This is a genomic window from Luteimicrobium subarcticum, from assembly GCF_002798015.1.
Lineage (GTDB): Bacteria > Actinomycetota > Actinomycetes > Actinomycetales > Cellulomonadaceae > Luteimicrobium > Luteimicrobium subarcticum.
The window spans coordinates 39,668-52,509 of sequence record NZ_PGTZ01000008.1; the positions used below are offsets into that span (position 1 = coordinate 39,668).

The 12,842-nt window shown below is 73.6% G+C and carries 13 protein-coding genes and 2 tRNA genes; 11 read left to right on the plus strand and 4 right to left on the minus strand.

Annotated features, from left to right (window positions below; translation table 11 throughout):
• Positions 1 to 104 precede the first annotated feature (104 nt).
• From CLV34_RS08985 to CLV34_RS08995, 4 genes are all read left to right on the plus strand, one after another.
• A tRNA-Gln gene (locus CLV34_RS08985) sits at positions 105 to 176 on the plus strand.
• Positions 177 to 274: 98 nt separating this feature from the next.
• A tRNA-Glu gene (locus CLV34_RS08990) sits at positions 275 to 347 on the plus strand.
• 219 nt (positions 348 to 566) lie between these two features.
• Complete coding sequence (locus CLV34_RS16565) at positions 567 to 734, plus strand: hypothetical protein (protein WP_170044636.1); 168 nt, start codon at positions 567 to 569, stop codon at positions 732 to 734.
• A 7-nt stretch (positions 735 to 741) separates the two neighbouring features.
• Positions 742 to 1,464 (plus strand): PH domain-containing protein, encoded by a 723-nt coding sequence (locus CLV34_RS08995; RefSeq protein ID WP_157803775.1) that lies wholly within the window; start codon positions 742 to 744, stop codon positions 1,462 to 1,464.
• Here CLV34_RS08995 and CLV34_RS09000 read toward each other — a convergent pair.
• Entirely contained in the window at positions 1,445 to 2,164 is a 720-nt protein-coding gene (locus tag CLV34_RS09000) for an IclR family transcriptional regulator (RefSeq protein ID WP_100349981.1), read from the minus strand. The two genes, CLV34_RS08995 and CLV34_RS09000, sit on opposite strands and share 20 nt — an antisense overlap.
• Before the next feature lie 155 nt (positions 2,165 to 2,319).
• Here CLV34_RS09000 and leuC point away from each other — a divergent pair, with 155 nt between their 5' ends.
• Positions 2,320 to 3,810, plus strand: a complete 1,491-nt coding sequence (gene leuC, locus CLV34_RS09005) for a 3-isopropylmalate dehydratase large subunit (RefSeq protein WP_100349982.1) — start codon at positions 2,320 to 2,322, stop codon at positions 3,808 to 3,810.
• 90 nt (positions 3,811 to 3,900) lie between these two features.
• Positions 3,901 to 4,539: a 3-isopropylmalate dehydratase small subunit gene (gene leuD, locus CLV34_RS09010; protein ID WP_100349983.1), complete on the plus strand. Its 639-nt coding sequence runs from the start codon at positions 3,901 to 3,903 to the stop codon at positions 4,537 to 4,539.
• Positions 4,540 to 4,570: 31 nt separating this feature from the next.
• On the opposite strand, the gene CLV34_RS09015 is transcribed toward leuD, so the two are convergent.
• On the minus strand, positions 4,571 to 5,416 hold the full coding sequence (locus tag CLV34_RS09015) for an LLM class flavin-dependent oxidoreductase (RefSeq protein WP_100349984.1): 846 nt from the start codon (positions 5,414 to 5,416) through the stop codon (positions 4,571 to 4,573).
• A 286-nt stretch (positions 5,417 to 5,702) separates the two neighbouring features.
• On the opposite strand from CLV34_RS09015, the gene murA reads away from it, so the two are divergent.
• From murA to CLV34_RS09030, 3 genes are read left to right on the plus strand one after another with little or no spacing between them, the layout of a single operon-like run.
• On the plus strand, positions 5,703 to 7,019 hold the full coding sequence (gene murA, locus CLV34_RS09020; protein ID WP_100349985.1) for a UDP-N-acetylglucosamine 1-carboxyvinyltransferase: 1,317 nt from the start codon (positions 5,703 to 5,705) through the stop codon (positions 7,017 to 7,019).
• A 31-nt stretch (positions 7,020 to 7,050) separates the two neighbouring features.
• Positions 7,051 to 7,800 (plus strand): lysophospholipid acyltransferase family protein, encoded by a 750-nt coding sequence (locus CLV34_RS09025; protein ID WP_245859130.1) that lies wholly within the window; start codon positions 7,051 to 7,053, stop codon positions 7,798 to 7,800.
• On the plus strand, positions 7,797 to 8,828 hold the full coding sequence (locus CLV34_RS09030; RefSeq protein ID WP_100349986.1) for an NAD(P)H-dependent glycerol-3-phosphate dehydrogenase: 1,032 nt from the start codon (positions 7,797 to 7,799) through the stop codon (positions 8,826 to 8,828). The genes CLV34_RS09025 and CLV34_RS09030 overlap by 4 nt, the downstream gene beginning before the upstream one ends.
• Positions 8,829 to 8,834: 6 nt before the next feature.
• Here the strand turns inward: CLV34_RS09030 and CLV34_RS09035 are convergent, their stop codons facing one another.
• Complete coding sequence (locus CLV34_RS09035; protein WP_100349987.1) at positions 8,835 to 9,998, minus strand: trans-sulfuration enzyme family protein; 1,164 nt, start codon at positions 9,996 to 9,998, stop codon at positions 8,835 to 8,837.
• A gap of 57 nt (positions 9,999 to 10,055) precedes the next feature.
• Here CLV34_RS09035 and CLV34_RS09040 point away from each other — a divergent pair, with 57 nt between their 5' ends.
• Positions 10,056 to 11,201 (plus strand): D-alanine--D-alanine ligase family protein, encoded by a 1,146-nt coding sequence (locus CLV34_RS09040; protein ID WP_245859131.1) that lies wholly within the window; start codon positions 10,056 to 10,058, stop codon positions 11,199 to 11,201.
• A 43-nt stretch (positions 11,202 to 11,244) separates the two neighbouring features.
• On the opposite strand, the gene CLV34_RS09045 is transcribed toward CLV34_RS09040, so the two are convergent.
• On the minus strand, positions 11,245 to 11,721 hold the full coding sequence (locus tag CLV34_RS09045; RefSeq protein ID WP_245859132.1) for a DUF3515 family protein: 477 nt from the start codon (positions 11,719 to 11,721) through the stop codon (positions 11,245 to 11,247).
• Positions 11,722 to 11,775: 54 nt separating this feature from the next.
• On the opposite strand from CLV34_RS09045, the gene CLV34_RS09050 reads away from it, so the two are divergent.
• Positions 11,776 to 12,840: a thiamine-phosphate kinase gene (locus tag CLV34_RS09050; RefSeq protein WP_100349989.1), complete on the plus strand. Its 1,065-nt coding sequence runs from the start codon at positions 11,776 to 11,778 to the stop codon at positions 12,838 to 12,840.
• Positions 12,841 to 12,842 lie beyond the last annotated feature (2 nt).

The window sequence follows — 12,842 nt, forward strand, 5'->3', positions numbered from 1 at the left end:
GCCGTTTTGGTCCTCGGGGCTCCTGTCCGGTAATGTTCTCGCCCGGTGAGACCTTCACGGAAAGCCGGCCGGCAGGCCGTCTGGAACGGGAGGAATTACCCCCATGGGGTATGGTGTAATTGGCAGCACGAGTGATTCTGGTTCACTTAGTCTAGGTTCGAGTCCTGGTACCCCAGCGGAGAGCTCTCCTCGAGAGCGGAGTGGTCAGAACCGCTCCGAAACTAGGGTAGAGTTCTCAACCGGCAGGTGATCGCGCAAGCGCTCATCGACCCAGGCCCCCATCGTCTAGCGGCCTAGGACGCCGCCCTCTCACGGCGGTAACACGGGTTCAAATCCCGTTGGGGGTACAGCAGAGGCCCGGTCACCATCACGGTGATCGGGCCTCCGTCGTTCCCCGGCGAAGTCGGTCGTCCACGGCGCGGCGCCCCGCTGCGAGGCGTCCCGCTATGAGTAGACTCGCGGCCGAGCGTCCGGTTCGACCCGATCGGAACGCCCGCGCCGTACAGCAGGCGGTCGTGGCCCTCGCGAGGGTTCCGGCCGGCCCCGCAGACCCCGAGGAGACCCCCATGCCCGGCAAGGTCAAGACGCTCTTGATCTGGCTCGCGGTCGCTTTCGTGATCTACGCGATCGTGACGAGCCCCGACCAGGTGGCCGACGTCATCAAGTCGATCGGATCGATCATCGGCCAGGCCTTCCACGGCATCGGTCAGTTCTTCTCCTCGCTCATGAACTGACGTGCCCGTGGCCACGTCCCGCACTCAGCCCCGCGGAGGGGCGTTCGCGCCCGTCCCGCAGGCCCCGCTGCTCCGCAACCCGCTGCTGCGCCGCGTCCTGCTCGTCGAGGAGCGCGTGGTCGTCGCCCAGCGGCGGCACTGGGCGGCCGTCGTCGAGCCGGTCGTGACGGCGCTCGTGGGCTTCCTCGTCGCCGGCTTCCTGTTCGCGGGGATCGAGGAGCGCTACGGCGTCGACGTGGGCCTCGTGTGGCTGCTCGGCTTCGTGCCCCTCGCGCGAGCCGCCTGGCGCCTCCTGGAGTGGCACCGGCACTGGTTCGTCGCGACCGACAAGCGGCTGCTCATGACGACGGGCGTCATCAACCAGCGCGTCGGGATGATGCCCATGGGCAAGGTCACCGACATGAGCTACACGCGGTCGTTCCTCGGCCAGGTGCTGCAGTACGGGACGTTCGTCCTCGAGTCCGCCGGGCAGGACCAGGCGATGCGGCGGATCGACTTCGTGGTCCGTCCCGACGACACCTACCGCCGCATCTGCGACACGTTGTTCGGCACCGGTGGCACCGGTGGCACCGGCGGCCCCGGAAGCACCGACAGCGCAGGAGCGCCGCGGACCGGAACCCCCGCGTCGCCGGTGCCACCGCCGCCGTCGGTCGTCCCGGGGTCGTCCCGGCCCCGCCCGGGCCGCTCGGACGGCGGGACGATGGAGATCCCTACTCGCCCGCGCGCTTGAGCACCTCGGTGAGGCGCCCCGCGGCAGCCGCGACGGCAGGAGCGTGCAGCCGACCGGGCTGACGCGTCAGGCGCTCCACCGGGCCCGAGATCGACACGGCGGCCACCACGCGCCCGGACGGGCTCCGCACCGGCGCGGACACCGACGCGACCCCGAGCTCGCGCTCGCCCACGGACTGGGCCCACCCGCGGCGTCGGACGCCCGACAGCACGGTGGCCGTGAACTTGGCGTCGCGCAGCCCGCGGTGCAGCCGGTCCGGCTCCTCCCAGGCCAGCAGGATCTGGGCGGCGGACCCGGCCGACATCGTCAGGGTCGCGCCGACCGGGATCGAGTCGCGCAGGCCGACCGGGCGCTCGGCCGTCGCGACGCAGATGCGCAGGTCGCCCTGGCGGCGGTAGAGCTGGGCGCTCTCGCCGGTGTGGTCGCGCAGCGCGGTGAGCACCGGGTTGGCCGCCGCGAGGAGACGGTCCTCACCCGCGGCGGTCGCGAGCTCGTTGAGCCGCGGGCCGAGGACGAACCGACCCTGCATGTCGCGCGACACGAAGCGCAGGTTCTCGAGAGCGACCGCGAGGCGGTGGGCGGTCGGCCGTGCGAGCTGGGTCGAGTTCACGAGCTGCGCCAACGTCGCCGGCCCGGCCTCGAGGGCGCTGAGCACGGACGCGGCCTTGTCCAGCACTCCGACTCCGCTACTATTGTCCATAGGTCGAATACTGGCGTCTCAAACGCTGAGATGCAAGCTCGGCCCCGCGACCCGCGTAGTATCGCCCCGCACCCGGCGGCGCGACCCTGGCGACGGCGCCGCGACCCCCCCGCGGCAGCCCACGGCTGCCGACGCGCGACGAGGAGAGGAACACCATGGCCGGCACGCTGGCAGAGAAGGTCTGGGAGGCGCACCTGGTGCGCCGTGGCACGGACGGCACCCCGGACCTCCTCTACATCGACCTGCACCTCATCCACGAGGTGACGAGCCCGCAGGCGTTCGAGGGGCTCCGTCTCGCAGGCCGCCCCGTGCGCCGTCCGGACCTCACGATCGCGACCGAGGACCACAACACCCCGACGCTCGACATCGACCTGCCGATCGCCGACGCGACGAGCCGCAAGCAGATCGACACGCTGCGTGCCAACGCCGCCGAGTTCGGCGTGCGCATCCACTCGCTCGGCGACGCCGACCAGGGCATCGTCCACCAGGTCGGTCCGCAGCTCGGCCTCACGCAGCCCGGCCTGACCGTGGTCTGCGGCGACTCGCACACGTCCACGCACGGCGCGTTCGGCGCGCTGGCGTTCGGCATCGGCACGTCCGAGGTCGAGCACGTCATGGCGACCCAGACGCTCCCGCTGCAGCCGTTCAAGACCATGGCGATCAACGTCGACGGCGAGCTGCCCCCGGGCACCACGAGCAAGGACATCATCCTCGCGATCATCGCCAAGATCGGCACCGGCGGCGGGCAGGGCTACGTGCTCGAGTACCGCGGCGAGGCCATCCGCAGCCTCTCCATGGAGGCGCGGATGACGATCTGCAACATGTCGATCGAGGCCGGTGCGCGCGCCGGCATGATCGCGCCCGACGAGACCACGTTCGAGTACCTCAAGGGCCGCCCGCACGCGCCCGAGGGCGAGGACTGGGACGCCGCCGTCGAGTACTGGAAGACCCTGCGCTCCGACGACGATGCCGTCTTCGACACCGAGGTCGTCCTGCACGCGTCCGACCTCGAGCCGTTCGTGACCTGGGGCACCAACCCCGGCCAGGGCCTGCCGCTCTCGGCCAACGTCCCGGTGCCCGCCGAGATCGCCGACGCCAACGAGCGTGTCGCCGCCGAGCGCGCGATCGAGTACATGGGCCTGACCCCCGGCGCGCCGCTGCGCGACCTCAAGGTCGACACCGTCTTCATCGGCTCGTGCACCAACGGCCGCATCGAGGACCTCCGGACGGTCGCGAAGATCATCCAGGGCAAGACCAAGAACGACGACGTCCGGGTGCTCGTCGTGCCGGCCTCGGCGCGCGTGCGGCTGCAGGCCGAGGCCGAGGGTCTCGACACGATCTTCAAGGACTTCGGCGCCGAGTGGCGCAACGCCGGCTGCTCGATGTGCCTCGGCATGAACCCCGACCAGCTCAAGCCGGGGGAGCGCGCCGCGTCGACCTCGAACCGCAACTTCGAGGGCCGCCAGGGCAAGGGCGGGCGCACGCACCTCGTGTCGCCCGTCGTCGCCGCCGCGACCGCCCTGCGCGGCACGCTGTCGTCCGCAGCCGACCTCGCCGCCGACGGGATCGAGCTCGACCTCGACCTCGCCGAGCTCGACGGCTCGCCGCTGACCCCCCTGGACCCGCGCGTCCCGCTGCAGGTCTGACCGGCGCGGGGTGGCACGCCGCCCCGGACGCCCACCAGCCCTGCAGCCCGCACCGAGGCCGCGCCACAGACCTGCGAAGAGAGACCTGTCATGGAGAAGTTCACCACCCACACCGGCGTCGGTGTGCCGCTGCGCCGCAGCAACGTCGACACCGACCAGATCATCCCCGCCGTGTACCTCAAGCGGATCACGCGGACCGGCTTCGAGGACGCCCTGTTCTCCGCCTGGCGCTCGGACCCGTCGTTCGTGCTCAACCAGCCGGCGTACTCCGCGGGGTCCGTCCTCGTCGCCGGGCCCGACTTCGGCACCGGCTCGTCCCGTGAGCACGCCGTGTGGGCGCTCAAGGACTACGGCTTCCGCGTCGTCCTCGCGTCGCGCTTCGCGGACATCTTCCGCGGCAACTCCGGCAAGCAGGGCCTGCTCGCCGGCCAGGTCGCCCAGGAGGACATCGAGCTCCTGTGGAAGATCCTCGAGGCGAACCCCGGCACCGAGGTGACCGTGGACCTCGTGGAGCGCACCGTCCACGCGGACGACGTCACCGTGCCGTTCCACGTCGACGACTACACGCGCTGGCGCCTCATGGAGGGCTTCGACGACATCGGCCTGACCCTCCAGCACGAGGAGGACATCACCGCGTTCGAGCAGTCGCGCGCGTCGTGGCGTCCCCGGACGCTCCCGGCCAAGCACCTGCCGAAGGTCGACATCGAGGCCGCGCGCCCCAGCGTCTGAGGCCTGCGCGCCACAGGGCCCTCCCGGACCGCTACGGACCGGGAGGGCCCTGTCGTACCCGCGTGAGGAGCGCGTCGGGCGTCGCCGACACGGGGTCCCAGCGCGCCTCGACCCACCACGTGGCGCCGGCGTCCGCCAGGGCGCTCAGCCGCACCCGGGAGGCGCCCGGGTCGGCGTCGTCCGTCACGCCCTGCACCACCACGTCGAATTCACCGGTGCGTCCCACCGCGGCGCGGCGCTGTGCCAGGTCGGTGCACAACGCCGCGACGTCCTGCGCCGCCAGGGGCTCGAAACCGCGCTCGCCGCGCAGCTGCGGCACGACACCTTCGAAGCGTGCGGCACGGTCCAGCGAGGACGCGCTCGGCCAGGCCGCGACGGGCCACACGGGCACGCGCGGCCGCTGGACCGGCCGAGGGAGGAACTGCATGCGGTGCGCGGTGACGTGCGGCCCCTCGGCGTCGAACGGCTCGCCCGTCCACGCCTGGTCGAGGAAGGCGAGCACCTCGTCGAGCGCCTCCGCGCGGTCGCGCAGCGCCGTCACCTGGCCGGGCACCCCCGCGAACGCCCGGTCGTCGACCGCGCCGACGCCCACCGGGAGCACCAGCCGGCCACCGGACAGGTGGTCGACCGTGAGCGCCTGCCGCGCGAGGTCCCACGCGCGGCGCCGGGGGACGGCCACCACGAGCGCGCCCAGGGTCACGCGCTCCGTGCGGACCGCCGCCGCCGCGAGGACCGCCCAGGGGTCCCACGTGTCGAGGGGGCCGATGCTCACGCCGTCCCACGTGAAGAAGCCGTCCCAGCCGGCACGCTCGGCCTCGACGGCGAGGTCGACGACCTGCCGCGCCGTGCCGCTGCTCGCGACGATCCCGTAGCGCATGCTGCCGACGGTAGACCGTGCGCCGCCGGACCGCGTGCCGCCGGGCCGCAGTCGGCCCGCGCCGCGGTCGTGAGGCGCCGCCACGAGCCGTGTGGAGGGCCTGCGAGGGTGCGGTGCGCGGCGCGTGTCCCGGACGGACCGACCCGCGATGCGCCTCGCTGGTGGCGTACCGTGGTGCGGACGCCCGACGAGGGCGTGCTGTGCGGGTGGGGGCCCGCACGACGAGCCGCGCCGCGCTGACCTCGCGTTGCGCGAACGACGACGAGCTGTGGGTGACGATAGGCCTATGTCTGATCTGCTGTACGTCAACGGGGGGAACCCGCTGAGCGGTGAGATCACCGTGCGCGGTGCGAAGAACTTCGTGTCGAAGGCGATGGTGGCCGCGCTGCTGGGCGAGACGCCGAGCGTCCTGCGCAACGTGCCGCAGATCCGCGACGTCAACGTCGTCACGGGGCTCCTCGAGCTGCACGGCGTGGCCGTCGACGCGGACGCCAAGGGTGGCGTCCTCACGCTCGACCCGAGCAACGTCGAGTCGGCCCACGTGGCCGACATCGACGCCCACGCGGGCTCGAGCCGGATCCCGATCCTGTTCTGCGGCCCCCTGCTGCACCGTCTGGGCGAGGCGTTCATCCCCGACCTCGGTGGCTGCCACATCGGCGACCGGCCGATCAACTACCACCTCGACATCCTGCGCCAGTTCGGCGCGGTGGTGGACAAGCGTGAGCAGGGCATCCACATCCGGGCGCCGCGCGGCCTGCACGGCACGAAGGTCAACCTCCCGTACCCCAGCGTGGGCGCGACCGAGCAGCTCCTGCTGACCGCCGTGCGCGCCGAGGGCGTCACCGAGCTGTCGAACGCGGCGATCGAGCCCGAGATCATGGACCTCATCGCGGTCCTGCAGAAGATGGGCGCGGTGATCTCGGTCGACACGGACCGCGTGATCCGGATCGAGGGCGTCGACCGCCTCGTGGGTTTCCGCCACACCGCGCTGGGCGACCGGATCGAGGCGGCGTCCTGGGCGTGCGCCGCGCTGGCGACGGGCGGCGACATCACGGTCAAGGGCGCGACGCAGCCCGAGATGATGACGTTCCTCAACACGTACCGGAAGGTCGGGGGCGAGTTCGAGGTCGGCGAGGACGGCATCCGCTTCTACCACCCGGGCGGCGACCTCGACGCGATCGTCCTGGAGACGGACGTCCACCCCGGCTTCATGACGGACTGGCAGCAGCCTCTGGTCGTCGCGCTCACGCAGGCGCGGGGCCTGTCCATCGTCCACGAGACGGTGTACGAGAACCGGTTCGGGTTCACCGAGGCGCTCGTCGGCATGGGGGCCACCATCCAGGTCTACAAGGAGTGCCTGGGCGGTCGGCCGTGCCGGTTCGGACAGCGCAACTTCCACCACTCCGCGGTGATCTCGGGTCCGACGCCCCTGGAGGCGGCCGAGATCGAGGTGCCGGACCTGCGCGGCGGGTTCAGCCACCTCATCGCGGCCCTCACCGCGAAGGGCACCTCGACCGTGCGGGGCATCTCGCTGATCGACCGCGGCTACGAGCACTTCCAGGAGAAGCTGGACGCGCTCGGCGCCGAGGTCGGCCGCGACTGACGGCCCCGACGTCCCGGTAGGCTGGTCCATCGTGCCGAAAGCCCACCCTTCGTCGTTCGGGTACCGCGTCATCGCGGGCATCGTCCGACCGCTCATGTCCTCGATCACCCGCCGTGACTGGCAGGGCGGTGAGAACATGCCGTCCGACAGCGGGTTCATCGTCGCGTCGAACCACATGACGAACTTCGACCCGCTGACGCTCGCGCACTACGTGTACGACAACGGGCACGAGCCGCGGATCCTCGCGAAGTCGTCCCTGTGGAAGGTGTTCGGCCTGCGGCAGGTGCTCGACGCGACCCGGATGATCCCCGTGGCGCGCGGCTCGGTGGACGCCGGGGAGTCGCTCCGCGTCGCCACCCGCGAGCTGCACGAGGGCGCCTGCATCGCGATCTTCCCCGAGGGCACGCTGACCCGTGACCCCGACCTGTGGCCGATGGCCGGCAAGACAGGCATGGCGCGCCTCGCGCTGACCAGTCGCGTCCCCGTGGTGCCGGTCGCCCAGTGGGGCGCGCAGGACGTGCTCGGTCGCTACTCGAAGGTGTTCAAGCCCTTCCCGCGCAAGCTCGTGCACGTGCACGCCGGCACGCCTGTCGATCTGAGCGACCTGTACGACCGCCCGCTCGACACGGTCACGCTGCGCGAGGCCACCGACCGGGTCCTCGACGCGATCACCGCCCTGCTCGCCGAGATCCGCGGCGAGCAGCCGCCCGCCGAGCGCTTCGACATGCGGCGCAAGCCCGCGGCGGGCGGCGGCGACGCGGTCCCGAGGGACGAGGCGTGACGGCCGGCGTCGTCGACAGGACGTCGCGGCACGTCGCGGTCCTCGGCTCGGGGAGCTGGGGCACCACCTTCGCCGCGGTGCTCGCGGACGCGGGCTGCGAGGTCCGCGTGTGGACGCGGCGCCCCGAGATCGCCACCGAGGTCGCCGCGCACCGGACGAACGAGCGTTACCTGCCCGGGGTCCGGCTCCCCGACGGCGTGTCGGCGACCACGGACGCCGCCGAGGCCGTCTCCGGCGCACGTCTGGTCGTCGCCGCCATCCCGTCGCAGAGCGCGCGCGACACGCTCGCGCCGTTCCGTGCGCTCGTGGCCGACGACGCCGTCGTGGTGTCGCTCATGAAGGGTGTCGAGCTCGGCACGGACCGGCGCATGAGCCAGGTGCTCGAGGAGGTCCTCGGGGTGCCGCCCGAGCGGCTCGTCGTGGTGTCCGGGCCGAACCTCGCGGGCGAGATCGCCGCCCGTCAGCCCACCGCGACGGTCGTGTCGTCGGTCGGCGCCGGCGCGGCGAGCGAGGTCGCCGCCGCCTGCTCGACCCCGTACTTCCGCCCGTACACCAACGCCGACGTCGTCGGGGTCGAGCTGTGCGGCGCCGCGAAGAACGTCATCGCGCTCGTCGTGGGTGTCGCCCAGGGTCGCGGCTACGGGTTCAACACGATGGCGACCGTCATCACGCGCGGGCTCGTCGAGATCACCCGGCTCGGGCTCGTCCTCGGGGCGCACGTCGAGACCTTCTCCGGCCTCGCCGGGATGGGCGACCTCATGGCGACGTGCGCGTCGCCGCAGTCGCGCAACCACCGGCTCGGCCGCCACGTGGGCGAGGGCATGTCCCTCGACGATGCGGTGGTCGCGACCGGGGGCACCGCCGAAGGCGTGAAGTCGTGCCGGTCGATCCTCGAGCTCGCGGAGCGGCACGGCGTCGAGATGCCGATCACCCAGGCCGCCGTCGCGATGTTCCACGAGGGCCGGTCGGTGGACGAGATCACGCGTGCCCTGATCGGGCGGCCGCAGAAGCCCGAGACGTCGGGCTGAGGCTGGTCAGGCCGCGCCCGCGGCCGCGTCGAGCGCCTGTGCGAGGTCGGCCCAGAGGTCCTCGACGTCCTCGATGCCTACCGACAGCCGCAGCAGGTCCTCCGGCACCGTGCGCGACTCGGTCGCGAACCGGCGGCGCCGCTCGAGCGACGACTCGACCCCGCCGAGGCTCGTCGCCGGGACCCACAGGCGCACCGCCGCGACGAGCGCGTCGGCGCCCGCCGCGCCGCCGACGGGCCGCAGGCCCAGCACCGAGCCGAACCCGCGCATCGTGCGCGCGGCGACCTCGTGGCCCGGGTCGCCCGGCAGGGACGGGTGGCGCACCTGCGCGACCGCGGGGTGCCCGGACAGGCGTGCCGCGAGCTCGGCGGCGTTCGCCTGCGACCGCTCGACCCGCAGCGCGAGCGTGCGCAGCCCGCGCAGCGCGAGCCACACCTCTGCCGGACCGGCGATCGCACCGTGCATGGTCCGGTGCTTGAGCAGGTCCGCGTGCAGCCGCTCGTCGTCGGTCACGGTCACCCCGAGCACGACGTCGGAGTGGCCGGCCAGGTACTTCGTCGCCGAGTGCACGACGACGTCGGCCCCCCACGCGAGCGGGTTCTGGCCCAGCGGGGTCGCGAACGTGTTGTCGACCGCGCTGAGGACGCCGCGCTCCCGCGCCGCCGCGAGCAGCGCGGGCAGGTCCGCCACCTCGAGCATCGGGTTGGTCGGCGACTCGAGCCACAGCAGCGAGCGTGCCGGGTCGAGCCCGGCGACGACCTCGAGGACCTCGTCGGTCCGGTCCACGTCGACGCGGATCACGGTCCCGCCGTGCCGGGCCGCCAGGTCGTCCGCCAGGCCGAGACTGACCTGGTAGGCGTGCCGCGGCACCACGACGGTCGACCCCGGAGGCACGAGCGAGAAGACGGCCGCCACGGCCGCCATGCCGGAGCCGAACACCAGTGCCGGCCGGCTCGCCCCCTCGAGCGCGCCCACGGCCTCCTCGAACGGCGTCCAGGTCTCCGTGCCCATCCGCGCGTACAGCAGCTCGCCGGCACCCTGGACGCCCTGCGAGACATAGGTGGACGACCAGACGAGCGGTGGGTTCACCGGGGCGCCCTGGGCGCGCGGCGGGCGTCCGGCGGCGACGGCGAGGGTGGCGGGGGACGGCTTCTCGGCGGGCGTGCTCACCCGGCCAGCCTAGTTGGCCGCGCGGGGCGTCGTGCCTGCTCGGGTACCCTCGACCCGATGTCCCCTCACGAACTCGCGCCCCACGAGCAGGCTGCCCGCCGTCCGCGCGTCATGGTCCTCTTCGGCGGTCGGTCGGGGGAGCACCCGATCTCGTGCCTCACGGCGGCGAGCGTGCTCCGCGCGATCGACCGCGACCGCTACGACGTCGTCCCCGTCGGCATCACGCGCTCCGGCGAGTGGGTGCTCGCGGACGACGACCCGGACCGGTGGCTGCTGACCGCGGGCGGGCTGCCCGAGGTCGCCGCCGGCGGGGGAGAGGTCGTCCTGCCGCTCGCGGTCGGGCGTCGTGGGCTGCGCGTCCTCGAGCCGGCGCAGCCGCCGCGCGAGCTCGGCGAGGTCGACGTCGTGATGCCGTTGCTGCACGGCCCGTTCGGCGAGGACGGCACGCTCCAGGGTCTGCTCGACCTCGCCGACGTCCGCTACGTCGGCGCGGGCGTGCTCGCGTCCGCCGTCGGCATGGACAAGCACTACATGAAGCTCGTGCTGCAGGGCCACGGCATCCCCGTGGGCCCGTTCACGGTCGTCCTGCCCGGCCAGTGGGAGCGCGACCGGGACGAGGTCACCGCCCGCGTCGCCGAGCTCGGCCTGCCGCTCTTCGTCAAGCCCGCCCGCGCGGGCTCCAGCCTCGGGATCTCGCGCGTCGACGACCTCGCCGACCTGCCGGCCGCGATGTCCGCGGCGCACGAGCACGACCCGAAGGTCGTGATCGAGGCCGGGATCGTCGGGCGCGAGATCGAGTGCGCGGTCCTCGGCGGACGCTCCGGCGAGCGCGCGCGCGCGTCGCTGCCCGGCGAGATCGTCGTCGCCCCGGACGCCCACGCGTTCTACGACTTCGAGGCGAAGTACCTCGACGAGGCGCACGTCGACCTGCGCTGCCCGGCGGACCTCCCGGACGACGTGGTCGAGCAGGTGCGCGACCTCGCGGTCCGCACGTTCGAGGCCGTGGGCGGCGAGGGTCTCTCGCGCGTCGACGTGTTCGTCACCGGGGACGGCGACGTCGTCGTCAACGAGATCAACACCATGCCCGGTTTCACGCCGTTCTCGATGTTCCCCCGCATGTGGGCGGCGTCCGGGATCGACTACCCGGCGCTCGTCGACGAGCTGATCCAGCTCGCGCTGCACCGGCCCACCGGCCTGCGCTGACCCACGGGTCGGCGCCGGCCCACCGGCGCCGGCCGCCGGGGCGTCAGCTGCACCCGGCGGTCGCCGGCGTGTCCTGGACGGCCGCGGACAGGTCGACCAGCGGCGCGGTCGGCTGCCCCACGTCGAGACCGTTCGGCACCTGGACCTCGACCGCGGGGTCGCGCCCGTAGGTGACGAACGTCCAGCCCGCGTCGCCCTGCGTGGCGACCCAGTCGACCGAGGAGCCGTCCGGGTTCTCCACCCCGACGCACTGCGCGGACGGTCCCGGCGGCTCCACGCCGCACCGCAGCGTGATCGCCGCCCCCGACCGTCCCCACGCTGTCGTCGCCTGGCTGCTCGTGGCCTGCCGGTCGAACGTGAGGAGCTCGTCCGGGGTGTCCAGCACGACGCTCGCGCACACCGGGTCGGTCGCGTCCGGCGCGACGTCCACGGAGATGGTGGGGGCGCAGGCGGCCGTCAGCCCGGCGGCTCCCACGACGACGAGGACGGCGGCCGGACGGCGGGAACGCGGCGAGATCACCGGCGAACCGTAGCGCGCCAACCTGGACGGGCGTGCGCCGGATAGGGTCGGTCCGTGCCGACCGACGCCCCCGACGAGCAGCTCGTCCGCGACCTCGACGAGACCGGCCTCCTCGCGCGCATCTTCCCGCTGCTGCCCGCCGGCGCGGCGACGCTCGTCGGACCCGGGGACGACGCCGCGGTGGTCGCCGCGCCCGACCGCCGCTTCGTCGTGTCGACCGACGTCCTCGTCGAGGGTCGGCACTTTCGTCGCGAGTGGTCGTCGGGCGAGGACGTGGGCCGTCGGGCCGCTGCCCAGAACCTCGCGGACGTCGCCGCCATGGGAGCCCGGCCGACCGCGCTCGTCGTCTCGCTCGTCGTCCCGGGAGACCTGCCGGTGGCGTGGGTGACCGGGCTCGCGCGCGGCCTCGCGGGCGCGTCCGAACCGTCCGGTGCGGCCGTCGTCGGGGGTGACCTGTCCGGGGGTCGCGACGTCGTCGTGGCCGTGACGGTGCACGGCGACCTCGAGGGACGGCCACCTGTGCTGCGCAGCGGCGCCCGGCCCGGCGACGTGGTCGCGCTCAGCGGCGTGCGCGGCTGGTCCGCGGCGGGCCTGGCGGTGCTCTCCACGGGCGGGGGAGCTGCGGGCGGTCGTCCCGACGGCGGTCCCTCCGAGGACCGTCGCGACGCGGACGTCGACCGTGCCCTCGCGGCCTACCGGGCGCCCGCGCCGCCGCTCGCCGACGGTCCCGCGGCGGCGGTTGCGGGCGCGACCGCGATGCTCGACGTGTCTGACGGCCTGCTGCGCGACGCGGGGCGCATCGCCGCCGCGAGCGGCGTGGCGATCGACCTGGACGGCGCGGCGCTGCGTCCGGACGACGGCCTGGTCGCCGTCGCGGACACCCTCGTCCGAGCCGGAGGCGAGCGTGGAGCCGGCGCCGAGCTCGCCGCGACCTGGGTCCTGACCGGCGGCGAGGACCACGGCCTGCTGGCCACGTTCCCTGCCGGTACCGCGCTGCCGGGAGGGTTCCGGCCCGTCGGCCGCGTGCGCACCGCCGCCGCGGGCGAGGGCCGGGTGAGCGTCGACGGTGCCGCGCCGCGCGTCAGCGGCACGGGCTGGGACCACTTCGGCGGTCGCTGAGC